Source organism: Catellatospora sp. IY07-71 (assembly GCF_018326265.1).
Classification (GTDB): domain Bacteria; phylum Actinomycetota; class Actinomycetes; order Mycobacteriales; family Micromonosporaceae; genus Catellatospora.
In genome coordinates this window covers 7,471,260-7,496,722 of record NZ_AP023360.1, presented here as the reverse complement: position 1 = coordinate 7,496,722, position 25,463 = coordinate 7,471,260, and the positions used below count along the sequence as shown (strand labels likewise).

Annotated in this window: 29 protein-coding genes; 18 read left to right on the top strand and 11 right to left on the bottom strand. The window is 72.6% G+C overall.

All coding sequences use genetic code 11. The annotated features are described in order from the left end of the window. Nucleotides 1-69: 69 nt before the first annotated feature. Entirely contained in the window at nucleotides 70-1,641 is a 1,572-nt protein-coding gene (locus tag CS0771_RS33510) for an amino acid permease (RefSeq protein ID WP_212844731.1), read from the top strand. 61 nt (nucleotides 1,642-1,702) lie between these two features. Here CS0771_RS33510 and CS0771_RS33505 read toward each other — a convergent pair whose 3' ends face one another. Beyond that, nucleotides 1,703-3,265: a glycoside hydrolase family 10 protein gene (locus CS0771_RS33505; RefSeq protein ID WP_212844730.1), complete on the bottom strand. Its 1,563-nt coding sequence runs from the start codon at nucleotides 3,263-3,265 to the stop codon at nucleotides 1,703-1,705. 301 nt (nucleotides 3,266-3,566) lie between these two features. On the opposite strand from CS0771_RS33505, the gene CS0771_RS33500 reads away from it, so the two are divergent. Both CS0771_RS33500 and CS0771_RS33495 read left to right on the top strand, forming a co-directional pair. Beyond that, nucleotides 3,567-3,770, top strand: coding sequence for a cold-shock protein (locus CS0771_RS33500; RefSeq protein ID WP_203756806.1), 204 nt, complete (start codon nucleotides 3,567-3,569; stop codon nucleotides 3,768-3,770). A gap of 84 nt (nucleotides 3,771-3,854) precedes the next feature. Further along, nucleotides 3,855-4,652, top strand: a complete 798-nt coding sequence (locus CS0771_RS33495) for a maleylpyruvate isomerase family mycothiol-dependent enzyme (RefSeq protein WP_212844729.1) — start codon at nucleotides 3,855-3,857, stop codon at nucleotides 4,650-4,652. Here CS0771_RS33495 and CS0771_RS33490 read toward each other — a convergent pair. Then, nucleotides 4,649-5,023 carry an Mth938-like domain-containing protein gene (locus CS0771_RS33490; protein WP_212844728.1) on the bottom strand — a complete coding sequence of 125 codons (375 nt, stop codon included), beginning with the start codon at nucleotides 5,021-5,023 and terminating at the stop codon, nucleotides 4,649-4,651. The genes CS0771_RS33495 and CS0771_RS33490 overlap by 4 nt on opposite strands. 56 nt (nucleotides 5,024-5,079) lie before the next feature. Between CS0771_RS33490 and CS0771_RS33485 the strand changes: the two genes are divergently transcribed. Continuing rightward, a complete protein-coding gene (locus tag CS0771_RS33485) occupies nucleotides 5,080-5,862 on the top strand; it encodes an enoyl-CoA hydratase/isomerase family protein (RefSeq protein ID WP_212844727.1) in 783 nt (260 codons plus the stop codon). A gap of 95 nt (nucleotides 5,863-5,957) precedes the next feature. On the opposite strand, the gene CS0771_RS33480 is transcribed toward CS0771_RS33485, so the two are convergent. The 4 genes from CS0771_RS33480 to CS0771_RS33465 form a co-directional block, all read right to left on the bottom strand. Next, nucleotides 5,958-7,136, bottom strand: coding sequence for a low temperature requirement protein A (locus tag CS0771_RS33480; protein ID WP_212844726.1), 1,179 nt, complete (start codon nucleotides 7,134-7,136; stop codon nucleotides 5,958-5,960). 187 nt (nucleotides 7,137-7,323) lie between these two features. After that, complete coding sequence (locus CS0771_RS33475; protein WP_212844725.1) at nucleotides 7,324-8,565, bottom strand: MFS transporter; 1,242 nt, start codon at nucleotides 8,563-8,565, stop codon at nucleotides 7,324-7,326. Between the two features lie 33 nt (nucleotides 8,566-8,598). Next, on the bottom strand, nucleotides 8,599-9,801 hold the full coding sequence (locus CS0771_RS33470; protein WP_212844724.1) for a Bcr/CflA family multidrug efflux MFS transporter: 1,203 nt from the start codon (nucleotides 9,799-9,801) through the stop codon (nucleotides 8,599-8,601). 5 nt (nucleotides 9,802-9,806) lie between these two features. After that, nucleotides 9,807-11,081 (bottom strand): MFS transporter, encoded by a 1,275-nt coding sequence (locus tag CS0771_RS33465; protein WP_244871435.1) that lies wholly within the window; start codon nucleotides 11,079-11,081, stop codon nucleotides 9,807-9,809. A 98-nt stretch (nucleotides 11,082-11,179) separates the two neighbouring features. Here CS0771_RS33465 and CS0771_RS33460 point away from each other — a divergent pair, with 98 nt between their 5' ends. From CS0771_RS33460 to CS0771_RS33450, 3 genes are read left to right on the top strand one after another with little or no spacing between them, the layout of a single operon-like run. Further along, entirely contained in the window at nucleotides 11,180-11,839 is a 660-nt protein-coding gene (locus CS0771_RS33460; RefSeq protein ID WP_212844722.1) for a FadR/GntR family transcriptional regulator, read from the top strand. Nucleotides 11,840-11,899: 60 nt separating this feature from the next. Then, on the top strand, nucleotides 11,900-12,112 hold the full coding sequence (locus tag CS0771_RS33455; RefSeq protein WP_212844721.1) for a type II toxin-antitoxin system VapB family antitoxin: 213 nt from the start codon (nucleotides 11,900-11,902) through the stop codon (nucleotides 12,110-12,112). Next, nucleotides 12,109-12,513, top strand: coding sequence for a PIN domain-containing protein (locus CS0771_RS33450; RefSeq protein WP_212844720.1), 405 nt, complete (start codon nucleotides 12,109-12,111; stop codon nucleotides 12,511-12,513). The genes CS0771_RS33455 and CS0771_RS33450 overlap by 4 nt, the downstream gene beginning before the upstream one ends. 7 nt (nucleotides 12,514-12,520) lie before the next feature. On the opposite strand, the gene CS0771_RS33445 is transcribed toward CS0771_RS33450, so the two are convergent. After that, nucleotides 12,521-13,462, bottom strand: coding sequence for an aminoglycoside phosphotransferase family protein (locus CS0771_RS33445; protein ID WP_212844719.1), 942 nt, complete (start codon nucleotides 13,460-13,462; stop codon nucleotides 12,521-12,523). Between the two features lie 75 nt (nucleotides 13,463-13,537). Between CS0771_RS33445 and CS0771_RS33440 the strand changes: the two genes are divergently transcribed. Continuing rightward, nucleotides 13,538-14,332 (top strand): bifunctional 2-polyprenyl-6-hydroxyphenol methylase/3-demethylubiquinol 3-O-methyltransferase UbiG, encoded by a 795-nt coding sequence (locus CS0771_RS33440; protein WP_212844718.1) that lies wholly within the window; start codon nucleotides 13,538-13,540, stop codon nucleotides 14,330-14,332. A 116-nt stretch (nucleotides 14,333-14,448) separates the two neighbouring features. On the opposite strand, the gene CS0771_RS33435 is transcribed toward CS0771_RS33440, so the two are convergent. Beyond that, entirely contained in the window at nucleotides 14,449-14,880 is a 432-nt protein-coding gene (locus tag CS0771_RS33435; protein WP_203756824.1) for an OsmC family protein, read from the bottom strand. A 15-nt stretch (nucleotides 14,881-14,895) separates the two neighbouring features. Next, entirely contained in the window at nucleotides 14,896-15,414 is a 519-nt protein-coding gene (locus CS0771_RS33430; protein WP_212844717.1) for an AAA family ATPase, read from the bottom strand. A 193-nt stretch (nucleotides 15,415-15,607) separates the two neighbouring features. Between CS0771_RS33430 and CS0771_RS33425 the strand changes: the two genes are divergently transcribed. Further along, a complete protein-coding gene (locus tag CS0771_RS33425) occupies nucleotides 15,608-16,522 on the top strand; it encodes an SDR family oxidoreductase (RefSeq protein WP_212844716.1) in 915 nt (304 codons plus the stop codon). Between the two features lie 42 nt (nucleotides 16,523-16,564). Continuing rightward, the gene (locus CS0771_RS33420) at nucleotides 16,565-17,008 is read left to right on the top strand and encodes a hypothetical protein (RefSeq protein ID WP_212844715.1); all 444 of its coding nucleotides are present in this window, start codon (nucleotides 16,565-16,567) and stop codon (nucleotides 17,006-17,008) included. Between the two features lie 31 nt (nucleotides 17,009-17,039). On the opposite strand, the gene CS0771_RS33415 is transcribed toward CS0771_RS33420, so the two are convergent. Next, on the bottom strand, nucleotides 17,040-18,023 hold the full coding sequence (locus CS0771_RS33415; RefSeq protein WP_212844714.1) for a YafY family protein: 984 nt from the start codon (nucleotides 18,021-18,023) through the stop codon (nucleotides 17,040-17,042). Continuing rightward, nucleotides 18,020-18,595, bottom strand: a complete 576-nt coding sequence (locus CS0771_RS33410) for an alpha/beta hydrolase (protein WP_212844713.1) — start codon at nucleotides 18,593-18,595, stop codon at nucleotides 18,020-18,022. The genes CS0771_RS33415 and CS0771_RS33410 overlap by 4 nt, the downstream gene beginning before the upstream one ends. A 211-nt stretch (nucleotides 18,596-18,806) precedes the next feature. Between CS0771_RS33410 and CS0771_RS33405 the strand changes: the two genes are divergently transcribed. The 8 genes from CS0771_RS33405 (at nucleotide 18,807) to gcvH (ending at nucleotide 25,445) form a co-directional block, all read left to right on the top strand. Next, a complete protein-coding gene (locus CS0771_RS33405) occupies nucleotides 18,807-19,277 on the top strand; it encodes a DUF4440 domain-containing protein (RefSeq protein WP_212844712.1) in 471 nt (156 codons plus the stop codon). Nucleotides 19,278-19,466: 189 nt separating this feature from the next. Continuing rightward, the gene (locus tag CS0771_RS33400) at nucleotides 19,467-20,663 is read left to right on the top strand and encodes a hypothetical protein (RefSeq protein ID WP_212844711.1); all 1,197 of its coding nucleotides are present in this window, start codon (nucleotides 19,467-19,469) and stop codon (nucleotides 20,661-20,663) included. Between the two features lie 180 nt (nucleotides 20,664-20,843). After that, nucleotides 20,844-22,004, top strand: coding sequence for a cellulose binding domain-containing protein (locus CS0771_RS33395; protein WP_212844710.1), 1,161 nt, complete (start codon nucleotides 20,844-20,846; stop codon nucleotides 22,002-22,004). 215 nt (nucleotides 22,005-22,219) lie between these two features. After that, nucleotides 22,220-22,843: a CDP-alcohol phosphatidyltransferase family protein gene (locus CS0771_RS33390; RefSeq protein WP_239126299.1), complete on the top strand. Its 624-nt coding sequence runs from the start codon at nucleotides 22,220-22,222 to the stop codon at nucleotides 22,841-22,843. Further along, entirely contained in the window at nucleotides 22,840-23,757 is a 918-nt protein-coding gene (locus CS0771_RS33385; RefSeq protein ID WP_212844709.1) for a DUF881 domain-containing protein, read from the top strand. Before CS0771_RS33390 ends, CS0771_RS33385 begins: the two co-directional genes overlap by 4 nt. Beyond that, nucleotides 23,754-24,086 carry a small basic family protein gene (locus CS0771_RS33380; RefSeq protein WP_212844708.1) on the top strand — a complete coding sequence of 111 codons (333 nt, stop codon included), beginning with the start codon at nucleotides 23,754-23,756 and terminating at the stop codon, nucleotides 24,084-24,086. The genes CS0771_RS33385 and CS0771_RS33380 overlap by 4 nt, the downstream gene beginning before the upstream one ends. A gap of 8 nt (nucleotides 24,087-24,094) precedes the next feature. Then, nucleotides 24,095-25,027, top strand: coding sequence for a DUF881 domain-containing protein (locus CS0771_RS33375; protein WP_244871186.1), 933 nt, complete (start codon nucleotides 24,095-24,097; stop codon nucleotides 25,025-25,027). A gap of 40 nt (nucleotides 25,028-25,067) precedes the next feature. Next, entirely contained in the window at nucleotides 25,068-25,445 is a 378-nt protein-coding gene (gcvH, locus tag CS0771_RS33370) for a glycine cleavage system protein GcvH (RefSeq protein ID WP_212844706.1), read from the top strand. Nucleotides 25,446-25,463: the final 18 nt, after the last annotated feature.

Below are 25,463 nucleotides of genomic sequence, written 5' to 3'. Positions count from 1 at the left end.
ACGGGGTATTGCCATGTGCTGATGTGACGGCTGACACTCGGGCATCGTCGAGCGCCAGGAGGGGCAGCCATGACGGATCCCGCGCAGACCATCGACACCGATGCCGCACGACTCGCCGAACTCGGCTACAAGCAGGAGCTGCGCCGTGGCTGGAGCGGCTTCTCCAACTTCGCCATCTCGTTCTCGATCATCTCGATCCTGGCCGGGTGCTTCACCACCTTCGGCCAGGCGTGGATGAACGGCGGCCCGATCGCCGTCTCCTGGGGCTGGCCGATCATCTCCGCGTTCATCCTGATCATCGGCTTCTGCCTGTCCGAGCTGGTCTCGGCGTACCCGACCGCGGGCGGCATCTACTGGTGGGCGGCCAAGCTGGGCAAGCCGGTGCACGGCTGGTTCACCGGCTGGTTCAACCTGATCGGCCTGATCGCGGTCACCGCGTCGGTCGACTACGGCTGCGCCACGTTCCTCAACCTGGTGCTGGCCAACACCGTGCCCGGCTGGGAGGGCAGCTTCCAGCAGGCGTTCTACCTGTTCCTGATCATCCTGGCGCTGCACGCCGTGATCAACATCTTCGGCGCCCGGATCATCAACCGGCTACAGGACGTATCCGTCTGGTGGCACGTCTTCGGCGCCGCCGTCATCGTCGGCATCCTGATCTTCGTGCCGGACACCCATCAGAGCCCGTCGTTCGTGTTCGGCGAGACGATCAACGCGAACGGCTTCCTCGACGGCAGCACCTCCGGCCTCGGCTTCTGGCTGTACGTGCTGCCCCTGGGCGGGCTGCTCACGCAGTACACGATCACCGGGTTCGACGCGTGCGCGCACGTGGCCGAGGAGACCCGCGGCGCCGCGCTCAACGCCGCCAAGGCGCTGTGGCGGTCCATCTTCTACTCCGCGATCGGCGGCTGGATCCTGCTGCTGGCGTTCCTGTTCGCGGTGCAGGACGCCGACGCGGTCACCGGCGGCTACGGCTTCGTCGGGGTGCTGCTGCAGGGCGCGCTGTCGTCCGGCTTCTTCAAGGCTGTCATCATCATCTCCACCGTCGGGCAGTTCTTCTGCGGTATGAGCTGCGTGACCAGCATGTCCCGGATGATGTACGCCTTCAGCCGGGACGGCGCCGTGCCCGGCTGGCGGGTGTGGACCCGGCTGGACCGCAACGGCACGCCGGTCTGGGCCGTGGTCGCCGGCTGCGTCGCGGGCGGCCTGCTCACGCTGCCCGCCCTGTACCAGAAGAACGGCGCTCCGATCGCCTTCTACGCCGTGGTCTCGGTCGCGGTCATCGGCCTCTACCTGGCCTTCCTCATCCCGATCATGCTGCGGCTGAAGGCGGGTGACAACTTCGAGCCCGGCCCGTGGAACCTCGGCCGCCGCTACAAGGTGCTCGGCTGGATCGCCTCCATCGAGATCGTCGTGATCTCGCTGTACTTCATCATGCCGACGGTGCCCGCCGGGGTGCCGTTCAGCGACGGGTTCGACTGGGCGGCGGTCAACTACGCGCCGCTCGCGGTCGGCGCGGTGCTGCTGCTGGTCGGGGTGTGGTGGCTGGTCTCGGCCCGCAAGTGGTTCACCGGCCCGCGCCGCACCGTCGACCTCCCCGCCGGGGTCGCCACGGCCGACGCCCCGGTCGCCGCCCTCGACTGAGCCGCTCCGCACGGCCATCGGCCGGTCACCCCACCGAGGTGACCGGCCGGCGGCTGCGGCGTCAGCGCAGGGTCACCGCTCCCGGCGTACCCTCCCGGTGGGTCCGGTCCAGGGCGGTCACGTAGTAGGTGACCTGGCCGACCGGCGGGGGCGCGGGGTCGGTGAAGGTGCGCCCGCGCACCGTGCCGAGCAGGTTGCGGGCCGCCTCGATGCCGCACCCGGCGCCGTCGGCCCGGTACACCGCGTAGTAAGCGGGGGAGCCGGACGCCGCGTTCCAGTTCAGCTTGACGCCGCCGGTGACCCGGCTCGCGGTGACCGCGCCGGGGACGCCGGGCGCCGTCCCGCTGATCATCGGTGACGCGGGCACCAGCGCGGGGTTGGCGTGGAACTCGGTGCGCAGCCGGTCGGCGAAGCCGAGCCGGTTGTCCAGCAGCTCCTCGATGGAGTAGTAGATGTCCCCGGCGACCTCCGGATGCTGCCGGTTGAGCAGCAGGTGGTCGGGCATCTCGGCGGCGTCGGTCCAGTTCGGGTCGGTGCTCGTGCCGATCTTGTAGGCGGCCTGGCCGATGTAGAGCTGCACCCGCGTCCCGGCGACCACCTGCGACCACCAGGGCACCAGCACGTCGTACGCCGCCGCCGGGAACCCGATCGTCCAGTAGATCTGCGGCGCGATGTAGTCGATCCACTCCTGCTTGACCCACTTGCGGGTGTCGGCGTAGATCGCGTCGTAGGACTGCAGGCCGGTGGTGGCCGAGCCCAGCGGGTCGGTGCCCTGGTTGCGCCAGATGCCGAACGGCGAGATGCCGAACCGGACGTGCGGCTTGGCCTGCTTGACCCGTGCCGAGACGCCCTGCACGAAGGCGTCGACGTTGGCACGCCGCCAGTCGGCCAGGGTGCGGCCCGCGCCGTACGCGGTGAACTCGGCGGCGTCGTCGAAGTCCTGCCCGGACACCGGGTACGGGTAGAAGTAGTCGTCGAAGTGCACGCCGTCGAGGTCGTAGCGGGTGACCGCGTCCATGATGGCGTCGACGGAGTGCTGCCGGGCGGCGGGCACCCCGGGGTTGTAGTAGAGCCGGCCGTCGTACGTCTCGATCCAGCCCGGGTGGGTGCGGGCCGGGTGCCCGGCGGCGAGCCGGCTCACGTCGGGTTGCATGGACACCCGGAACGGGTTGAACCAGGCGTGGAACTCCAGGTTGCGGGCGTGCGCCTCGGCCACCGCGAAGCCGAGCGGGTCGTAGCCGGGGTCGGCGCCCTGGGTGCCGGTGAGGTACTGCGACCACGGCTCGTACGGCGACGGCCAGAACGCGTCGGCGGTCGGCCGGACCTGCACGAACACGGCGTTGAAGCGCAGCGCGACCGCCTCGTCGAGCAGCGAGCGCAGCTCGGACTGCTGCTGGGCGGGGCTGAGCCCGGACGCCGAGGGCCAGTTGATGTTCAGCACGGACGCGATCCACAGCCCGCGCAGGGCACGCTTGGGCGCCGGGCCAAGCGGGCAGCCGTCCAGCGCGGTCGGCGCGGCGGACACCGCGGGGTCCTCGCTGGCCTCCGGTGCGGGCCGGCCGCATCCGGCCGCGGCCAATGTGGCCGTGACCAGCAGTGTCACCATGATCTGCCTGGCTCGCACGGCGCCTCCCGTCGTCTGTCGCGCCGCACCGCGACGCTGTGTCGGAAAGTTTCGCAGGAAGAATCTTCCCGGTAAAGATTTACCGATCTCCGGATGTCGATTCGAGACACGCGGGTGTGGTCCGTGGTCCGATCAGCGGATTCGGTCGGTGCTGCGTGTTAGATTCGCCGCGTTATAACCTCGACCTCCCGCATACCAGACGAAGCGCCCGAGAAGTACCGGGCGCTGTCCGCATTGGCGCGTTGCGGGAGGCGAAAGAGCCCACAGTGGGCTCGCACAGCCTCACCAAGGAGTATCTGACATGGCTGTCGGCACCGTGAAGTGGTTCAACGCGGAAAAGGGCTTCGGCTTCATCACCCCGGACGGCGGTGGGTCGGACGTGTTCGCGCACTTCTCCGCCATCCAGTCCTCCGGCTACCGGAGCCTCGAGGAGAACCAGCGGGTCGAGTTCGAGATCACGCAGGGCCAGAAGGGCCCCCAGGCCGCCAACATCCGCCGGCTCTGACATAACCCACGGGTACGCGGTGGGCGAACTCCGCTCACCGCGTACTCGTGCCGGTTCCGGCTCGGCCGCGGCTACCTTGGACACATGCCACGGCTGAGCTACGAGCGCTACTGCGACGAGGTGTCCGCCCAGACCGCGCTGCTGCGTGAGGTGCTGCCCGGCGACGACCTCTCGGCACGGGTGCCGACCTGTCCCGACTGGACCCTGGCCGACCTCGTCCGCCACATCGGCGGCAACGTGCACACCACCGACGCCGTGGTGCGCGGCGACGCCGGGGCGGCGCCCGCCGCGCCCGGCGACCGCAGACGTGTCGGCGTGCCCGACACCGACGATCCGGCCGTGCTGACCGCCTGGATGCAGGACGGCGCCGACGCGTACGCCCGCACCCTGCGCGAGCGCGACCCCGCCGCACAGGCCGAGATCTTCGGCCTGCCGGACTCGCTGCTGTTCTGGGCCCGCCGCGCCGCCTGCGACATCCTGCTGCACCGCGCCGACGCGTCACTGACCACGGGCGCGGGCTACACCGTCGCGCCCGACCTGGCCGCGGACGCGATCGACGAGTTCCTCGGCATCGTCACCGACCGCCGCGTCAACGAGAAGGTCTTCGGCCGCCTGCCCGAACTCTACGGACCGGCGCGCAGCATCCACCTGCACGCGACCGACACCACCGCGGACGTCCCCGCCGAGTGGCTGATCGAGCTGGGCCCGGACGGCGTGAGCTGGCGGCCCGGCCATGAGAAGGGCGCCGTCGCGGTGCAGGCGCCGCTGACCGAGCTGCTGCTGATCCTCTACCGCCGCCTGCCGCTGGACCGCGACCAGGTGCACGTGTACGGCGACCGCGACCTGATCGACGCCTGGCTGGACCGCGTTTACATGGGTTAGCAGGTGGAGTGCAGCAGCGCCCCGACCCGGACGCCCGCATCGGCCAGCAGGTTGTAGACGCGGATCGCCTCCCGCGTCTCGGCGATGTGGACGTCGACGCCGCGCGCTGCCAGCAGCTGCTCGGTCTCCGGCATCACCTGCAGCACCAGCTGCTGTCCGCGCGACAGCACGACCGTGGTGGCGCCCGCCGCGAGCAGCGGCTCGACGTCGGCGGGCTGGATGCCGGGGGAGTGCGCGGTGCCGGTGACCCGCCAGTCCCACTCGCCGCCCCCGCCGGGGTGCAGCATGGCGTCCTTCACCCTGCCGACGCCCTCGATCTCGATCTCGCCCCACGACAGCGACAGCACCTTCGGCGATCTCTGCTCGGCCATGTCCGGCATTGTGGCACGATGCAGCCCTGCCGCCGTACCCGCAGAAAGGCCGCACCGTGACCGAGCAGCTCGCCGCACCCCGCCTGGAGCTGGAGATCTCCGGGCACGTGGCGACCATCCGCATCGTCAACCCGGCCCGGCGCAACGCGATGACCAACGACATGTGGTCGCGGCTGCCCGAGCTGCTCGACGGCCTGGCCGGCGACCCGGCGGTGCGGGTGCTGGTGCTCACCGGGGCGGGCGGCACGTTCTGCGCGGGCGCCGACATCACCGAGGTCGACCGGCTCATCGCCGACGGCGACCGGAACCTGGCCGTGCTGGCCGAGGAGCGGCTGTCCCGCTTCCCGAAGCCGACCGTGGCCTGGATCGAGGGCGACTGCGTGGGCGGCGGCTGCCAGCTCGCGGTCGCCTGCGACCTGCGCTTCGCGGCCGAGGGCAGCCGGTTCGGGGTCACCCCGGCCCGGCTGGGCATCGTCTATCCCGCGCCGACCACCCGGCGGCTGGTCGCGCTGATCGGCCCGGCGGCGGCCAAGCACCTGCTCTACTCCGCGGAGCTGATCGACGCCGAGCGCGCGCTGCGGGTGGGCCTGATCGACGAGCTGCACCCCGCGGACCGCCTCGCCGAACGGGTCGCCGCGTTCGCCGCGACGCTGGCGCAGCGCTCGCTGCTGACCCAGGTCGCCGCGAAGGAGATCGTGACGATGGCCGGCGACGGCCACCACGACGACACCCGCGTGTCCTACTGGCACCGCCAGATGGCCGAGTCCGGCGAGGCCGCCGAGGGCATCGCCGCCTTCACCGACCGCCGCCCACCCGCCTTCCCCTGGTCCCCCCACTGACCCCGCCGCCCGGCCGCCCCTTGATCGTCCGACTTGCCTGGCAGACGGGCGTATCTTGAGTCCGCGTACGCCCATGTGCCTGGCAAGTCGGACGATCAAGGCCGGGGCGGGGCCGGGCGGGGGTGGCGGGGGTGGCGGGCCAGGACCACGACCGTGGTGAGGGCCGCGATGAGCAGGGCGATCACCTGGACGGGGGCCGGGCCCAGCGGGGCCAGCAGGACCAGCACGACGGCCACGGGGAACGCGTACACCACCAGGCCCCGGTAGTGCGGGCAGATCTGCAGCAGGAACAGGCTGAGCAGGTACACCGCGACCGGTATCGCGACGGCGTACGCCGCGGCCCGCGCCGACACATGCGACACGTGGCTGTAGAAGTCGGCCATCGCGGCCAGCCCGGCTCCGACGGCCGCCGCCGCCGCGAGGATGAAGTAGTGCCCGTACCCCCAGCGGATGCCCGCCCGCAGGGACACGAGCAGGTCGTGCGCGGAGCGCTCGAAGTACAGCCACCACATGCTGAACACGATCACCAGCCCGGCGGCGGCCAGCCACACCAGCGACGCGGCGTGGCCGGTGCCGAACGCGGCCTCGACGGCCAGCGTCGCCGACAGCACCGACTCGCCGAGCACGATGAGGGTGAACAGGCTGTACCGCTCGGCGATGTGGTGCGGGTGCCAGTGGGTGGGCGCCTTGCGCTCGGCCCACACGGGCACCAGCAATTCGCACACGACCAGCACGAAGAACGCCCGGAAGTCCCACGGCGCGGGCAGCAGCAGCCGCAGCACCCAGCCGACCTGCACCAGGGCGATGCCCCCGGCGAAGCGCAGCGCCGTGCCCCGGTGGGCCGGGTCCTGGGCGGCCACCCGCAGCCACTGGGTGACCATGGCCAGCCGCATCACCACGTACCCGAGGGTGATAAGCCGGAAGTCGCCCCGGTCGAACGCGCTCGGCACGCCCGCCGCCAGGATCAGCGCGCCCGCGATCTGGACCATCGTGGTGAGCCGGAACGGCACGTCGTCGGTGTCGTACGCCGACGAGAACCAGCTGAAATTGACCCAGGCCCACCAGATCGCGAAGAAGACCATGAGGAAGCCGAGGACGCCCTGGCCGGTGTGCCCCTCGGTCACCGCGTGGTGCAGGCTCGCGGCCGCCTGGGCCACCGCGACCACGAAACACAGATCGAAGAACAGCTCCAGCGGGGTGGCGGTGCGGTGCGGCTCGTCCGGCGAGCGGGAGGTCATCCGGCGGTACAGGACTCTGCGCGCAGCCTCGGCCATGCTCGCAGGCTACCGCCGGTGGATCATCACGCGGGGCGGGGTCCGGGAAAGCCCTCGGGGCCCGGCGTGCGTGCGGCGCCGGGCCCCGGTCCACACCGGAGGGATGACGTCAACCGTATTGACGTCGGAAGATGGAAGCGCTCCCATTGTGTCTCGTGCCCGCGTTCCCGTCAAGCCGGGACCACGGTCAGGCTGCTGCGACGGCGGGCTCGGCAGCGGGCCGGTCGGGCGAGCGCAGCGCCACCGTGCCGGGCACGGCGAACACCGCGTACGTCGAGATCAGCAGCACCACCACGGCGACCACGCCGAACGCGGGCAGCCCCACGGTCAGCGCGAGGACCGGCGCGGCGGCGATGGCGACCGGCTGGAGCGCGAAGTTGCCGATCGAGTCCAGTGCGAAGACGCGACCCTGCGCCGTCTCCGGGAACTCGTTCTGCAGCGCGGTGTACCAGAGCACGATGAACACGCCGATGCCGGCCCACGCCAGCACCTGCGCGGCGCACCACAGCGGCAGCGGCACCGGCACCGCCAGGCAGGCGGGCAGCAGCGCGCACGGCAGCAGCACGTTCATCGCCCACAGGCCGGGCCGGGGGCTGCGGATGCGGGCGGCCGCCGCCGAGCCGAGCACCATGCCCAGCGAGGCGGACGCGCTCAGCCAGCCGTAGGCGGCCGGGCCGTAGCGGTCCAGGCTGACGATCGGCAGCAGCGCGTAGTTCGGGCCGAACAGGAAGAACACCTGGACGGTGCCCTGGATCATGATGACCAGCGCCCACGGGCGGCGGCGCACCTCGCGTACGCCCTGGCGGGCGTCGTCGAGCAGGGCCCGCATGCCGGGCGTGGCCGCCTGCCCGCTGATCCGGGGCAGCCGCAGCCACAACAGGGTGGCCAGGCTGACCGCGAAGGTGGCCAGGTCGATCAGCAGCGCGCCGCGCGGGCCGATCGCGGTGACCAGCGCGGCACCGGCCAGCGCGCCGCCCGCCGCGCCGAAGCGCTTGGTGGCCGCGTCGAGCGCGTTGGCCTGCTGCCGCAGCTGCTCGCCGACGAGCTGGGGCAGGGCGGCGCGGTGTGCGGGCTCGTACAGCGCGGTGCCCATGCCGACCAGGCAGGCGGCGAGCATCGGCAGCCACAGCGGGCCGTACGCGCCGAACGCGAGCAGCCCGGCCACGCCGATCATGCGCAGCACGTCGGCCAGTGCCATCACCGTGCTGCGCGAGTACCGGTCGGCGATCACGCCCCCGGCCAGCAGGAGCAGCACCCCGGACACCGCCTCGGCCGCGAGCACCAGGGCGAACGCCTGCGCGCCACGGGTGGGCAGCAGCAGCGCGGGCAGCGCCACCAGCGACAGCGCGCTGCCCACCACGCTGGTGACCTGGCCGAGCCAGAAGGCGAGGTAGCGACGGTCGCGGAGCAGGTCGGCCAGGGAACTCACGCGGGACATGGCAGCACGCCCCCGCACCTGCGATCAAGCGAGTTTCGGCTGGCCCGGACGGGTGAGCACGGTGGCGGTGAGGATGGACAGCGCGGCGAAGCCGAACATGGCCGCGGCCATCGGCACCCCGCTGGACGCGCCCAGCGCGGCCACGATCGGCCCGGCGACCGCGCCGATGCCCGACTGCACCGCGCCCATCAGCGCGGCCGCCGTGCCGGCCATCTGGGCGTGGCCGTCCAGCGCCAGCGCGGTGCTGTTCGGCGCGACCATGCCGAGGCTGGCGATGTAGACGAACAGCATCGCGACCACGATGGTGAGGCTCTGCAGCTCCGCGCCGCCGATCATGAGCACGCCGGCCGCGACCGCGCCGATCAGCGCCGCGAACAGCAGCGTGCGCGGGGTGCTGCGGCGGCCCACCAGCCGCGCGTTGAGCTGCCCGACGGCGACCAGGCCCAGCGCGTTCAGGCCGAAGATCAGCCCGTACGCCTGCGCGGAGACGCCGTACACCTCCTGCAGCACGAACGAGCCGCTGGACAGGTAGGAGAAGAGCCCGGCGAAGGTCAGGCCCTGCGCCGCGGTGTAGCCCCAGAAGCGCCGGTCGCCCGCCAGCACCCGGAAGCCGCGGCCGACCTCGGCCAGCCCGCCGGTGCGGCGGCGCTCGGCGGGCAGCGTCTCGGGCAGGAAGCGCCAGCCCACCAGGACCATGATCAGGCCGTACGCGGCGAGCAGCGCGAACACGCCGCGCCAGCTGGTGAACTTCAGCACCAGCGCGCCGATGGTGGGCGCGACCACCGGTGCCACGCCGAACACCAGGGTGAGCCGGGAGAAGAAGCGCGACGCCTCGGCACCGGAGTAGAGGTCGCGCACCACGGCCCGGGACAGCGCGATGCCGATGCCGCCCGCGAAGCCCTGCACCAGGCGCAGCGCGGTCATGACCTCGATGTTCGGGGCGATCGTGATCAGCGCCGAGGAGACGGCGAACAGCACCGTGCCCGCGATGATCGGCCGGCGCCGGCCCCACCGGTCCGACAGCGGTCCCATCACGAACTGGCCGAGTGCGATGCCGATCAGCGCGACGGTGAGGGTGAGCTGCACGGCCGCGGGGGAGACGCGCAGATCGGCGGCGATCGTGGGGAAGGCCGGCAGGTACATGTCGAACGACAGCGCGCCGAAGGCGGACATGCTGCCCAGGACCAGGATCAGGGTGATACGGCGGTGAGGTGGCGCGGCGGTCACGGTCCTTACCCAACCACTTCGCGCGGACGCGAAGGCGGGTTTGTGACCGCCGTCATGGCGGGGGCCGCCAGCTCGTCCTCGACGAAGCGCGGGCGGGCGGCGGCAAGGCCGGAGAACGCCTGCACCACGGCGGCGGCGATCAGAAAGCCGAGCGGCAGCGTCCAGCCGCCGGTCGCCTCGTAGAGGATGCCGACCAGCAGCGGCCCGAGCGCGGCGATCAGGTAACCGGTGCTCTGCGCGAACGCCGACAGCGCCACCACGCCCTCGCCGGTCCGGGCGCGCATCCCGATCATGGCCAGGGCGAGGGGGAACGCCGCCTGGCCGAGCGCCAGCAGGGCGACCCAGGCCAGCGCGCCGCCGTGCGGGGCCAGCGCCAGGCCGAGGTACGAGGCGATCATCGCGGCGGACATGAGCAACACGAGCGGGCGCAGGTCCCGGAGCTTCCCGGCCAGCGTCGGCATGAGCAGCGCGAACGGCACGCCGACCGCGGTCACCCCGGCCAGCAGCAGCCCGGCGTCGGTGGGCGTGAACGCCGCGTCCCGGAACATCTGCGCCAGCCAGCCCATGGTGGCGTACCCGGACAGCGACTGCGCGCCGAAGTAGATCGCCATCGCCCAGCCCAGCCGGGTGCGCCCGGCCCGCACACGGGGCGCCGCCGCCGCGGCCCGCGCGGAGGCGGGCGTACGCCGCAGCGCCGAACCCAGCCACGGCAGCACCGCCACCGCCGCCAGCAGCCCCCACACGCCGAGCCCGGCGCGCCAGTCGCCGAAGGCGTGCGCGACCGGCACGGAGGCCGCCGAGGCGGTGGTGGTGCCGAGGATCAGGGTCATGCTGTAGACGCCGGTCATCAGGCCCGGCCGGTGCGGGAAGTGCTCCTTGACCAGCACCGGCAGCAGTACGTTGGCGATGGCGATGCCGGCCAGCGCGATCGCGCTGGTGAGCAGGAACGTCCACGCCGAGCCGCTCAGCGCGCGCAGCAGCTGCCCGACGGCGAGCAGCGCCATCGCGCCGACCAGGATGCGGGCGGCGGGCAGCCGCCGGGTGAGCCAGGGGGTGGCCGCGCCGAACGCGGCGAACGCGAGCGCGGGCAGCGTGGTCACCAGCCCGGCGACGGTGCCGGACAGGTGCAGCCCGGTGCTCACCTCGTCCAGCAGCGCGCCGAGGCTGGTGATGGCGGCGCGCAGATTGAGCGCGACGAGCAGGATCCCCGCCATGATCAGCACGGTTGTGCGGCGGGCGGGCACCGCAGCTTCTGTATCGGCGGCACGGGGTGCGATCATCTTCGACACGATCGGTGGTGCCTCGGCGGCGGCGACTGGCGGCGGCATACCTCCAATCGTAGAATCATGGGATGAATTTCGGACCGGAGATGTAAGCAATGACACTGCGCACCCCGTCGCGGCAGGGCCTCGTTCCGCAGGTGATCGAGCAGCTGCGTACGCAGATCGCCACCGGCGAATGGCCGGTGGGCAGCCGCATCCCCACCGAACCCGATCTCGTCGCGGCCCTCGGCGTAGGCCGCAACACCGTCCGCGAGGCGGTGCGCGCCCTGGTCCACGCGGGCGTGCTGGAGTGCCGCCAGGGCTCCGGCACCTACGTCACCGCCGCTCACGAGCTGACCGGCGTCGTCGCCCGGCGCCTGGCCGCCGCCGAGATCGCCGAGGCCGTCGAGGTCCGCCGCGCCTTCGAGGTCGAGGCCGCCCGGCTGGCCGCGGTCCGGCGTACCCCGGCCGACCTGGCAACCCTCGACCAGCTGCTGGCCCGGCGTGAGGGGACCTGGCGCGCCGGGGACGCGGCCGCGTTCGTCGCCGCCGACGCCGACCTGCACGTGGCGATCGTCGCCGCCGCGCACAACGCCATGCTCGCCGAGCTCTACGCCTCCTTCGGCGGCGCCATGCGGGCCAGCCTCAGCCAGCAGATCGGCGAGACCCTCACACCCGACAAGTACGTCGACCACGACGACCTCGTCGAAGCCATCCGCGCTGGCGACCCGGAGCGAGCCGCCCGCGCCGCTGGCGCCTTCCTCGAGTCCGCATAGCTTGCTTTGGGCTCGATATACTCGATAGGCTTGGATATCTAATGTCGGCGGAGGCTGCGCATGGCGAAGACATTGCTGGATGTCGACGACGATCTCCTGGAAGAGGCGACGGTCGCGCTCGGCACATCCACGAAGAAGGACACCGTGAACACGGCACTGCGTTTCGCGGTCGAGGAGAGCCGTGCTCGGCGCGAGCGCGCACTGGCTGATCTGCAGGCGGTCGCCGCGGAAGGCGGCTTCGACTTCGACCGGCTGGAAGAACTCGACCGGTGAAGTACCTGATCGATACCAGTGCACTCGTGCGCATCCTGCGTAAGCAGGCCGACGAGCACTGGAATGGGCAGGTCGCCAGAGGTCTCGTCGCCATCTGCGACCCCGTGCTGACGGAGACCCTGACCATCGCGGACGCCAAGGCATACGGGCGCGTTGAGGATGGCCTACGTGCGGCCTACCCGTGGGTTCCCGTCCCCGATGACGTCTGGGACATCGTCACCTCGATCCGCCGGGAGCTGGCCAAGCACAGCGCTCATCAGGGGCTGTCCGTCGCCGAGTATCTCGTCGCCGCGACCGCGATCCGGCTGAAGCTGACCGTGCTGCACGAAGACGCCGACTATCAGACCGCGGCCCGCCTGGTGCCACAGCTGAAGCAACAGCGGATCTCAGAGACCTCCTGATCAGGCGTCACAGGCCGGCGACGGTGGCGAAGGCGGTGGCCTGGGCGATGGCGTCCTGGTCAGGCGGGTTGCCGCGGGAGACCCACCACAGGGCCGCCTCGATACGGCGGGCCGCGGCCCATGCGGCCAGGCGGGACGGCTCCTCCCCGAGTGCCTCGCCCACCAGGGTCACACGCCGCCGCAGCACCGACACGGCGTCGGTGTACGCGAACGGGTCGTCCACCTGCTCCAGCAGCGGCCACGGGTCGTAGCCCGGGTCGCCGTACATCGGCTTCGCGTCGATGACCAGCCACGGCTCGCGCCGCGCGGCCAGGATGTTGCCCGGGTTGACGTCGCCGTGCACCAGGACCTGGCGGGAGGCCGTACGCGGCAGCTCGCGCAGCAGCCGCGCGCCGTGCGCGACGAGCCCGGGGTCGAACCCGGGGCGCAGCCGGGCCATCCGCTCCTCGACCAGGTCCGCCCAGTCGGCGGTCACGTCGCCGACCCGCTCGAACAGCGCGGGGTCCGGCACCGGCGCCGCCCAGAGCCGGGTGAGCAGGCCCGCCGCGATGGTGAGGCGCTCCTCGGCGGGCAGCGCGGACTCGGCCAGGGTGGTGCCGGGCTCGGCCCGCTCCAGCAGCAGCGCGTGGCGGGTGGGGTCGTGGGCGTACAGCTCGGCGGCGCCGTGACCGTGCCACAGCCGCATCGCGTCGGCCTCGCCCAGCATCTCCCGGTGCGGCCAGCTGATCTTCAGTACGGCGTGCCTGCCGTCCGGCAGCTCGGCGGGCGCCACCCAGGAGCAGGTGCCCCCTGTCCACGGCTCACCCAGCCGCAGCGACCACGCGTCGCGCAGCTCGGCGATCAGCGCGGGCAGCGACTCCAGCCAGGCCCGGCCCTCGGCCAGGTCGCCGATCGAGGCGACCACCTCCAGTGTCGGCGGCACCAGCGCGTCCGTCCCAGGATCGATCACCCGGGGGACGCTACCGGACGCGCCCCGCCGGAATCAGGGTTGCCGGTTCCTGGCGGGGTGACCATGATCTGCGCCATGCAACCTGAGATCGCGCAGTACTACCAGCGGGGTGGCGAGGCGTCGCGGCTGGGCGCCGGTGCCGGGCGCTGGGAGTTCCTGCGCACCTGGGACCTGCTGACCCGGATTCTGCCCGCCGGGCCGCTGTCGGTGCTCGACGTCGGCGGGGCGACCGGCGTGTACGCGGGTCCGCTGGCCGCGGCCGGGCATGAGGTGCACCTGGTGGACCCGATGCCCGAGCACGTGGCGGCGGCCGCGGCGCTGCCCGGGGTCACCGCGTGCGTGGGCGACGCTCGCGCGCTGGCCGAGCCGGATGCGAGCCGGGACGCGGTGCTGCTGTTCGGTCCGCTGTACCACCTCGTGGAGCGGGCCGACCGGATCGCGGCCTGGCGGGAGGCTGCGCGGGTCGTCCGGCCGGGCGGCCTGGTGATCGCCGCGACGATCAGCCGGTACGCGTCGCTGCTCGACGGCTACGCCCGGGGCTACGTGCGCCATCCCACGTTCGCGGGGATGCTGGAGACCACGCTCAGCACGGGTGTGCACCGCAATATCGACGAGGATCAGCGCTGGTTCACCACCGCCTACTTCCATCACCCCGACGAGCTGCCGGGCGAGGTCGCGGAGGCGGGCCTGACGCTGGAGCGCCGGGTGGCGGTGGAGGGGCCGTTGTGGATGCTGCCCGACCTGGCCGAGATCCTGGCCGACGAAGCACGCCGCACGCAGGCGTTGGCGCTGCTGCGCACGGTCGAGGCCGAGCCGCACCTCTGGGGCGCCAGCTCCCACCTGCTCACCGTGGCCCGCCGCGCAGCCTAGCCGTCGCTTGGGAAGATCGCCGTTTCGTGTCCAGACCTGGGGCTCAGCCACAGCTTGTGACACGAAACGGCGATCTTCGACGGCGGACCTGAGGCCGGCCGGTGGTGCGGGTCTGGCTACGCTGCCAGGGTCGCGTCGAGCGTGATGTCGGCGCCGGGAGAGAGCAGGCGGGAGATCGGGCAGCCGGCCTTGGCCGCCTCCGCCAGCTTCTGGAACTCCGCCTCGTCGATGCCCGGCACGGTGCCGGTGGTGACGAGGTCGATACGGGTCACCGTCATGCCGGCGTCGGTCTTGTCCAGGTGCACGTTGGCGTTGGTGACCACGGCGGTGGGCGGGAAGCCCGCGTCCGTCAGCTGCTTGGAGAAGGCCATCGAGAAGCAGCCCGAGTGCGCGGCCGCGATGAGCTCCTCCGGGTTGGTGCCCTCACCCTCTTCGAAGCGGGACTTGAACGAGTAGTTGCCCTGGAGGCCGCCCTTGCCGGTCGCGATGGTGCCGGAACCTTCGGTGAGCGTGCCCTGCCAGCGGGCCGTAGCGGTGCGAATAGGCATGGGCCCGACGCTAGCTCACGCGACCGCGCCGCGCGCACGTATGGCCCCCAATACGCGCGCCACGCGCTCGGGCGTGTCGCCCGTGCTGGTGTCGACCAGCAGATGCGGCTCGGCCCAGGGCTCGAACTCCCGCGTGCGCACCTCCTCCCAGCTCGGCTGAACGAGCTGGTCGGGCTCGGGCACCCGCTGCTCGACCCGGCGCCGGTGCTCGGCCGCGTCGGCGCAGACCACGTGCACCACGTGCTGCGGCACGGCGTGGCGTGCGGCCAGCTCCCGCCAGGCGGCACGGGGCGGCTCCACCGCGTTCACGGCGTCGATCACGACGGTCGCGCCGATCGACAGGTGGGCGTCGGCGACGGTGTGCGCGACCGCGTACGACGCGAGGCCGGTGGGCTGCTCGGCGTCCACCCCGGAGCGCCACATCGCGGACTCGATCGCGTCGATGCGCAGCCAGACGGCCCGCAGCGCGGTGGCTACGGGGCGGCTCAGCGTGGTCTTGCCCGACCCCGGCAGTCCAGAGAAGACGATCAGCACCGGCCGAGTATCACGCCCGCCGCGCCCCCGCGCCGCCCGCGCCAGCCGGCTCACGCGGTTCCCGAGCGTTGATCGCGAGTTCGTGTCGGTACCTGGGGTCTGGGCCGAAGTTTGGACACGAACCGGCGATCTTTGCCGTGAGGTGGGAGAAAACCTGACGGGTGGTGTCAGGGTTTGTGGTGAGGATGGGGCCATGAAGCAGACACTCCAGGGGAAGATCGCGCTGGTGGCGGGCGCGACCCGCGGTTGCGGGCGGGCCATCGCGGTCGAGCTGGGCCGGGCCGGGGCCACCGTCTACGTCACGGGCCGTTCCACTCGCGCGCAGCGGTCCGAGGTGAACCGGCCGGAGACCATCGAGGACACCGCCGAACTGGTCACCGAGGCGGGCGGTACGGGTATCGCGGTCCGCGTCGACCATCTCGAACCGGCCGAGGTGGCCGCGCTGGTCGCCCGGATCGACGAGGAGCAGGGCCGGCTCGACGTGCTCGTCAACGACGTGTGGGGCGGCGAGGGCTTCGTCGAGTGGGGCAAGCCGCTGTGGGAGCACTCGCTGGAGGGCGGGATGCGGCTGCTGGCGCTCGGCCTGCATACCCACGTCATCACCAGCCATGCCGCGCTGCCGCTGCTGGTCCGCCACCCGGGCGGTCTGGTCGTCGAGGTCACCGACGGCACCGACGAGTTCAACCGGAACTACCGCGATTCCTTCTTCTACGACCTGACCAAGACGTCGGTATCCCGGATCGCGCTGGCCCAGTCCGCCGAGCTGAAGCCGCACGGCGGCACGGCCGTGGTGGTCACGCCCGGTTTCCTGCGCTCGGAGCTGATGCTCGACCACTTCGGCATCACCGAGCAGAACTGGCGCGACGGCGCGGCCAAGGCCCCGCACTTCATCCTGTCCGAGACCCCCACCTATCTGGGCCGGGGTGTGGCGGCGCTCGCGGGCGACCCGGATCGCAGCCGGTGGACCGGCCGCTCGCTGTCCAGCGCGGGTCTCGCGCAGGAGTACGGGCTGACCGACGTCGACGGCTCGGTGCCGGACATCTGGCGCTACTTCGCCGAGCACGGCACCGCCGAGGACGGCCCTGTCGACCCCACCGGCTACCGCTGAGGGGGCGCATGTTTCCGACGCGGATCCCCTACCATGCCCGGAATGAGTCTCCAGGTCGGGCGACCGCGTCGGACAGTCCGCGAGGCCATCGGTACGGCGGCCCGAGGGCTGGCCGTCGGCGTGCTGAGCGCCGGGCTCGCAGCCCTTGTCGGCTACCTGCTCCTGACGGGGCCGCGAGCGCAGCCGTGCGGCGCGGGTGCCACCTGTGTGCAGGGCTTCGGCCCGCTGATGCTGGCTGCGCTCGCCGTCCCGGTGATCGTGCTCGTAGCTGGGCCGCTGCTGGCCCGCCTGCTGCGAATGCCTGTCCCGGACGCCTTCGCCGCACCCGCCGTCTGGGTCGTGGTGATGGTCTGTGTCGGCCTGGACCAGCCGGCCGACGGCAGGCGGCGCTGGCCGCTGGCCGAGCCGTTCTCGACCATCGGCGTCCTGCTGGTGCTGTATGTGCTGGTCGCCCTGCTCGTCACCCGGCGGACGCGGCGCGGCTGATCGAGATCGAACTCGCGCGCACGCCGGGCGGTCAGCCGGCCGGGATCGCGTTGCGGGCCGCGATCGCGGCGCCCACCTCGGCGAACGCCGCCCGCAGCGGCGCCGGGGCGAGCACCTCCAGCTCGCCGCCCAGCGGCAGCAGCTGACCCAGCGCGACCTGCGGCGACTCGACCGCCAGCTCGACCTCGCACCAGCCCTCCGCGTCGGGCGGGCCGGTGTGCAGGACCGCCTCGCCCCGCGCGGCCGGGTCCAGGTGGTGTGGCAGCCGGGTCAGGCCGCGAGGGCTGAGCCGCACCCGGACCCGATCGCGCATGAGCGTGCGGTCGAACGAGGCCGCCGAGGCCGACCACCACTGCGCGAGCTGGAACGCGGCCGGCCGGTCGAACACGTCCCCGGCGGTCTCGACCGCGGTGATCCGGGCCAGCCGGTAGGTGCGCACCGCGTCCGCGTCCGGCACCCGGGCCACCAGGTACCAGACGCCCGCCTTGAGGACCAGTCCGTACGGCTCCAGCGTCCGGCGCACGGTCGCGTCCGTGCGGCGGTAGCGCACGGTGACGCGCCGCTGCTCCCATACCGCCTCGGCGACGGTCATCAGGTGCGGCAGCTCCTCGCCGCGGTGGAACCAGCCGGGCGCGTCCAGGTGGAAGCGCTCGGCGATGGTGCGGGCCCGGTCGCGCAGCCCTTCCGGCAGCGTGGCCAGCACCTTCGCCTGGGCCGCGAGCAGCACCGAGCCGAGCCCCAGCTCGGCCAGCGCCTCCGGGGCGGCCCCGGCGAACAGTGCGGCCGCCTCGGCGCCGGTGAGGCCGTCCAGCCGGGTGCGCCAGCCGTCCAGCAGCCGGATGCCGCCGTTGCGGCCCGGCTCGGTCCACAGCGGCACGCCGGCCGCCTGGAGCGCGGCGATGTCGCGGTAGACGGTGCGTACCGACACCTCGAACAGCGCCGCCAGCTCCCCGGCCCGTGCCGAACGGCGCTGCTGCAGGGTGAGCAGCAGCGACACCAGCCGCGACGCCTTCACAGGGCGGCCGCGAACGCGTCCAGCCGCCGGGCGACGCGCACCAGGTTCTCGGCGCTGCGCACCGGGTCGTCGGGGTGCTCCAGCGCGTGGTCGGCGCCGGGCAGTTCGAGACAGGCCAGGCCCAGGTCGTCGGCCAGGCGCGGGTCCCAGCTCCAGTCGGCGCCGCCGCCGACGAGCAGGGTCGGCGCGTTCGCCGTGCCCAGCGCGTCGACGACGTCGGCACGGAACAGCAGCGGGGTGAACCAGATCGCGGGCAGGTCGCGGGCCGCGGCCAGCGGCGCGGCGTACGTGCCCAGGGACTTGCCGACCAGCAGGATCCGGCTCGCCGTCTCGGCCTCGACGGCCGCGGTCGCCTGCGCGGCGACCCAGGCCGCGCGCTCGTCCTCGTCGGTGGTGGCGGGCGGCTCCCACCAGAGCTCCTGCACCGTCCAGCCGTGGCCGAACAGCACGTTGCGGGCGAGATGCAGCAGCGGCCGGGCGGGCGTGTAGCCGCGGCCCGGCAGCACGACCGCGACCCGGTCGGGGTCGGCCGGCCAGCGGTCGTCGCTGATGTTCGGCAGGGGGCGGCGCATGCGCCGATCCTAGAACCGCACCGCGGCCCGCGCGGCCCCGATGAATGCCATACACATTGGACGGTACGGGCGGCGTCACGCTTTCGCTCCGTAGTGCGCGCCGACCGTCCGGGTTTCTCGGGCTGATCGAGGGGACCGGGCACATCGATCCACTTCTTATGATCCCTGTCGATGTGGGCCGGATCGGCTCACCGGGACTGCTGGAGGATCTGTGCGTAGGTGGTATGCAGCGGCGATGGCGGCGCTGGGCCTGGCGGTGCTGCTGGTGGTGCCCTCCGCCGCGGGCGCGGACCGGGGCGACACGGCGCGCGGATGCGAGCGGCACTTCGACGCCGCGGTCGCCGACTTCGACGCGAAGTTCCTGGCCAGGGACCTGCCGGCGGTCATGGCGTACTACCACGACGAGGCGGTGCAGATCGGCTCCAACGGGGCCTACCGCAAGGACAAGGCGGCCATCCAGGCCAACTTCACGGGGCTGTTCACCTACGCCTTCACCGCGACGTTCCCGGAGGTGAAGAAGGTGGTCGACGGCTGCCGCGGCGCGACGCTGGTGGTCGACTTCACCCTGGCCATCCCGTCGGTGAACTTCAAGCAGCACTTCTACAACGCGCTCACCTTCGTGCGGGAGCGCGGCGAGTGGAAGATCATCCTGGATGTGAGCTCGCCGCTGCCCGTCGTGTGAGTTCTGCCCGTCGTCTGAGCTTCGCCCCGGCCCGCCGCCGCTGACCGTTCGCCGGTCGGCCGCGGCGGGTCGGCTTTGTGACGCAGCCCGCCCGGGGCTGGCGCCGGAGGGCGTTCTCGCGGCATGGTGGCGGTCCACCCCGCGCGGCGTGGTGGGGACGGACTGGCCGGGGAGGGGGTGCCGGCGGGGATGCCGGTCGGGGAGCACGTGGTCGCCCGGGCACGCGAGCACATCGCGGCCGGGTCGCTGGCGTCCGCACAGGAGCTGCTGGCCGCCGCGCTGGCGACGGTGCCGTCGGATCCGGCGCGGGCCGCCCCGGCGACCGCCGAGGCGGTCGTGCTGCAGACCGGCGTGCTGCTCGGGCTGGGCGACCCGTATGCCGCCCGGGGCTGGGCCGCGTACGGGTACGCCGCGTACCGCAACCTGCACGGCGAGCGCGACCGGCGCACGCTGCACGCGCTGGGGCTGCTGGCGGCGGTGCTGGCGAGGGTCGGCGTGCACGCCCGCGCGGTGACCCGCTACCTCGACCTGATCGCGGCGTACACCGAGCTGGACGGGCCGGACTCGGACCGGGTGCGGGCCGCCCGCGCCGACCTGGCCACCGTCGAGCACGCGCAGGGGCACTGCGTGACCGCGCGGCTGCGGCTGGCCACCGTCGTCGACGAGCACCGCCAGCGGCACGGGGTGGCGCATCCGGTGGGCGTACGCATGCAGCTGCGGCTGGCCGCGATGTGGCGTGACTGCGGCGGCTTCAACGACGCGCACGAGCTGCTGACGGAGGCTCGCGAGGACGCGGCCGGGCTGGACCCGGACGATCCGGTGCACGCGCTGCTCGCCGCGGCGGCCCACGCGGTGGCCGATCCGCGCCATCAGTGCGGTGTCGGCCTGGCCCCGGACACGCCGGTCGCGCCGGCCGGCGTGTCCCGCCCGGTCCCGGCGCAGCCGGGACGGGCGTCCCACCAGGGGCGGGCGTCGCTGCCGCCCGCGCCGCAGGACGATGTCGAGGACGACTGGCTGCGGCGGCTGCGCGCCGATCCCGGTGCCGCGGCCGAGCCGGTGGAGCCCGGCGACACGAGCGGCTGGGCGCCGTCCGTGGTGGAGCGGGAGGCCGTGGCGGCGTGGGACCACCTCACGCCGGTGTACGACGCGCCGTCGGTGCTGGCCGCGCCGACGTTCACGGCGACCGTCTACCTGCCGCCGTATCTGCCGGGACCGGCTGCGGCGGGGCCGGAGCCCGGAGCGCGGCAGGCCGGGGCGCGGCGGGCCGAGGCGGCGGCGCAGGTCCGGCGGCTGCCGCAGCACTCGCTGGTGCTGGTCGCGGCCTGCGTGGGCATCGTGGCGATCGCGCTGCTCTTCGCGTTGCTGGTGAGCTCGGTTTCGCGCTGACCGCGCGCCGTCTAATATCGACCGCGGGCTCTGACGGCCCTTCGGGAGCCGGGCCGTCGTCGCCGTTTTGCGCCGGCCGCGCCGAGCAGCGCCGGCGTCGCGTCATCGTCTCGTTTCAGCGCGGCGGTCTCCGCCTGGGCAACGGACTCCGGTCCGCGCACCCGGATGAGGGGACTACACATGTCCAGGCCCACCCTGAGAGCGGCGCTGCTGGCGCTGCTGGGCGTACTAGCCGCCACCGCGCTGGCGTTCGTCGCGGCTCCGGTGAGCAGCGCGGCCGCCGCGCCGACCCGCGTCATGGCGCTCGGCGACTCGATCACCGGCTCGCCCGGCTGCTGGCGGGCGCTGCTGTGGCAGCGGCTGCAGAACACCGGCTACACCAACGTCGACTTCGTCGGCACGCTGCCCGCGCAGGGCTGCGGATTCACCTACGACGGGGAGAACGAGGGTCACGGCGGCTTCCTCGTGACCAACGTCGCCGACCAGAACCAGCTCGTCGGCTGGCTGTCGGCGACGCTGCCCGACGTCGTGCTGATGCACTTCGGCACGAACGACGTCTGGTCGGCCCGCTCCAACGCGCAGATCCTCGCGGCGTACAGCAAGCTGGTCGACCAGATGCGGGCCAGCAAGCCGAGCATGCGCATCCTGGTCGCGAAGATCATCCCGATGAACCCGGCGAGCTGCGCCGAGTGCGCCGCCCGCACGGTGTCGCTGAACAACGAGATCCCCGGCTGGGCGGCGGGCAAGACCACCGCGCAGTCGCCGATCACGGTGGTGGACCAGTGGTCCGGCTTCAGCACCGGCACCGACACCTACGACGGGGTGCACCCGAACGCCGCGGGCGACCAGAAGATGTCGGACAAGTGGTATCCGGCGCTGACCGCCGCGCTGAGCGGGGTCACGCCGTCGCCGTCCGCCTCCGCGTCGGCGTCCCCGAGTCCTTCGGCGTCCCCGAGTCCTTCGGCGTCCCCGAGTCCTTCGGCGTCGCCGTCCCGGTCGCCGTCGGCTTCGCCGAGTCCGTCCATCGGCGGCGTCAAGTCCTGCTCGGCGGTGTACACGATCGTCGGCCAGTGGCCCGGCGGCTTCCAGGGTGAGCTGAAGGTCACCAACACGGGCACGGTCCCGATCAACGGCTGGATCGTGCGGCTCACCTTCCCCAACGGGCAGGTGATCACCCAGTCCTGGAACGGGGTGTACACGCAGAGCGGGGCACAGCTGACGGTGACCAACGTCAGCTGGAACGGCGTGCTGCAGCCCGGCCAGTCCGTGTCGACCGGCTTCCTGGGCAGCGTGCCGGGCACCAACACGATCCCGACGCAGCTGACCTGCACGCCAATATAATCGGACAAATCAGTGTGTCCCGGGCACGCCTGCATCGCGGGCGTGCCCGGCCCTCGTCGCGCGGCGGGCGGGCTCATCGGGTCAGGGCACGGCGCGTCCGCTCGGGCGTGGTACAACTGGGGGTCGTGAATCGGCGGATCATGTCCGGAGATTCGAGTGAATACAGCCGGCCCGCGCCGGCTGTCCCTTTTGTGGGAGGCGGAGGGGAGGCCTCGGTGGCTCAGCAGCCGCTGGGCGATGCCCGCGTGGACGGCGCCACGGCGCGCGACCGCGTGCTGACCATCCCCAACCTGATCAGCTTCGCGCGCCTGCTCGGCGTGCCGGTCTTCCTGTACCTGTTCCTGGTCGCCGACCAGATCGGCTGGGCCGTGGTCGTGCTGGGCCTGGGCGGCACCACCGACTGGATCGACGGATACCTGGCCCGCCGCCTCGGGCAGGTCAGCCGGCTCGGCGAGCTGCTCGACCCGTTCGCCGACCGCCTCTACATCCTGGCCACGCTGCTGGCGTTCACGCTGCGCGAGATCGTGCCGTGGCAGTTCACGGTCGCGCTGCTGGCCCGCGACGTGCTGCTGATGCTGACCTTCCCGGTGCTGCGCCGCCTCGGCTACGGCCCCCTGCCGGTGCACTACCTGGGCAAGACCGCGACCTTCATCCTGCTGATGGGCTTCCCGATCCTGCTGCTCGCCTGGGCGGTGCCCAGCGGCGCGGTGCACGACATCGCGTACGCCAGCGGCTGGGCGCTGTGCTGGTGGGGCATCGTCCTCTACTGGATCGCGGGCGTGTTCTACCTCGCCCAGTTCGCCGCGGTGGTGCGGCGCTCGCGTCAGGCGGCGGCATGAGCGACCGCGGCACGGGACCCGTGCGCGAGGAGCGCGGCCCGGAGCCCGCCCCCGCCGCGCCCCGGCAGTGGCAGACCGACATGCTCAGCGACCTGTTCCGCTACCCGCTCGACGCCGGGTACGCCGACGCGGCCGCCGCCCGGCGTAAGCACGGGCCGCTGCCGGCCGGGACGCGGCGGGTGCGCCGGATCGTCACCGTCGTCGCCTGCCTGATCATCGGCGTGCTGTTCTCGGTGGCGTACCTGCAGGTCGTGGAGCGCGCCCCGGGTCGTGCGACGGCCCGCGCCGGGCTGATCCGGGACATCCAGCAGCGGCAGGAGCACACCGACGCGCTGGCCCGCCGCGCCGAGGCGCTGCAGGCCGAGGTGTTCGAGCTGCGCGAGGAGGCCCTCGCCGACAGCTCCCTCGGGCAGCTGCGCGAGGTGGAGGCCGCGGCCGGGATGCGCAAGGTCACTGGCGACGGCGTCGTGGTGACGATGGCCGACGGCCCGAACGCGGCCGGCGAGCGCCTCGCCCAGGTGCTCGACGTGGACCTGCAGCTGGTCACGAACGCGCTGTGGGCCTCCGGCGCCGAGGCGATCTCGGTCAACGGGCAGCGGCTGACCGCGGCCACTCCGATCCGGGCCGCCGGTTCGGCGATCGTGGTCGGCAACGCGCACGTGATCAGCCCGTACGAGGTGGCCGCGATCGGGCCGCCGGACATGGCCGACCGCTTCAACGAGACGGAGACCGCGTCCGTGTACCGCGCCTACGCCGACGACAAGCAGTACGAGATGCGTTTCGACGTGGACGAGCGCGACGACCTGGAACTGCCCGCCGCGGTCATGCCGAGGCTGCGCTACGCCACGGTCCCGCAGCCGTCGCCGTCGGGCTCCCCCTCACCCTCAACCTCGCCCTCGGGAGGTGGCAAGTGATCGCAGTGCTGGCGCTGATCGCCGGGGTGGTGCTGGGCGTCGTGCTCAACCCCACCGTCCCGGACGCGCTCCAGCCGTACCTGCCCATCGCCGTGGTGGCCGCGCTGGACGCGGTCTTCGGCGGGGTGCGCGCCAAGCTGGACGGGATCTTCGACGACAAGCAGTTCGTGATCTCGTTCATCTCCAACGTGCTGGTCGCGGCGTTCATCGTCTACCTCGGTGACAAGCTGGGGGTGGGCAGCCAGCTCTCCATCGGCGTGGTCGTGGTGCTCGGCGTCCGGATCTTCGGCAACGTGGCGGCGATCCGCCGCCGGCTGTTCAAGGCGTAGGTGCAGTGGTGACCGACGAGAACAAGGCAGGCAGCGCGCCCGACGAGCCGACCGTGCCGCTGGGGCGGCCCGGCGACGCGGCCGAGCCCGCGGCGGCGCACGAGCCCGAAGCGGCGCGTGAGCCGGAGGCGGCGGACGCGGCGGAGCCCGTGGGCGAACCGGAGGCCGCCGACGACGACGGCGCCGAGCCGGCAACGGACGAGCTCGCAGCGGACGAGCCGGCGGAGCCCGCCGCGCCCGGCTCGCGGTGGCGGGTGAGCGGTGCGGGCGCGGTCATCGGCGTGCTGCTGGTGCTGCTCGGCTTCACGCTGGCGGTCCAGCTCAAGAACAACCCGGCCGACGACGCGTACGCCACCATGCGCCAGGAGGACCTGGTCACCATCCTGGCCGACCTCGACGCCCGCGAGGACCGGCTCCAGCAGGACATCGCGGAGCTGGAGAACAGCCGCCGCGAGCTGGCCTCGGGCGCCTCCAGCCGGGAGCAGATCCTGAAGGAGGCGCAGGAGCGCGCCGACGACCTGGGCATCCTGGCGGGCACGCTGAAGGCCGTCGGCACCGGGATCACGCTGCGCTTCAGCGACGGCACGAAGCCGATCACCGCGGCGCATCTGCTCAACGCGATCCAGGAGCTGCGGGGCGCGGGCGCCGAGGCGATGCAGGTCGACGGCAACGGCGGTTCCGTGCGCGTGGTCGCATCGACCCACTTCGTCGACGCCCCGAACGGCGGCATCGCGGTGGACGGCGTCCGGCTGACCGGCCCGTACACCATCACGGCCATCGGCCCGGAGAACATCGACGTGGCGATGAAGTTCCGCGGCGGGGTGGTTAACGATGTCGAGGGCGACGGCGGTAACGTGATCGTCAGCAAGCCGCAGCCAGTGGAGATCACCACGGTGCTGCCTAATGCGCCGACCTTGGAGTACGCCAAGCCCGTCTCCTGACGGGCGAGCCGCACGACGGCTTGAGCGAGGGGGAACCACCGTGATTCCTGAGGACCTGAAGTACACCGCCGAGCACGAGTGGGTGACCACGAAGGCCGGCACGGTCCGGGTCGGCATCACGCACTTCGCGCAGGACGCCCTCGGCGACATCGTGTACGTGCAGCTGCCCGAGGCGGGCCAGGCCGTGTCGGCGGGCGAGTCCTTCGGCGAGGTCGAGTCGACCAAGAGCGTCTCGGAGATCTACGCCCCGCTCACCGGCACGGTGACCGCCCGCAACGAGGCGCTCGTCGACTCGCCGGACCTGATCAACACGGACCCGTACGGCGAGGGCTGGCTGGTCGAGATCGAGATCGCCGACCCCGCTGCGCTGGATGCGCTTCTCGACGCGGCGGCGTACCGTGAACTGACTCAGAGCTGAACCTTCATTCAGGGACGT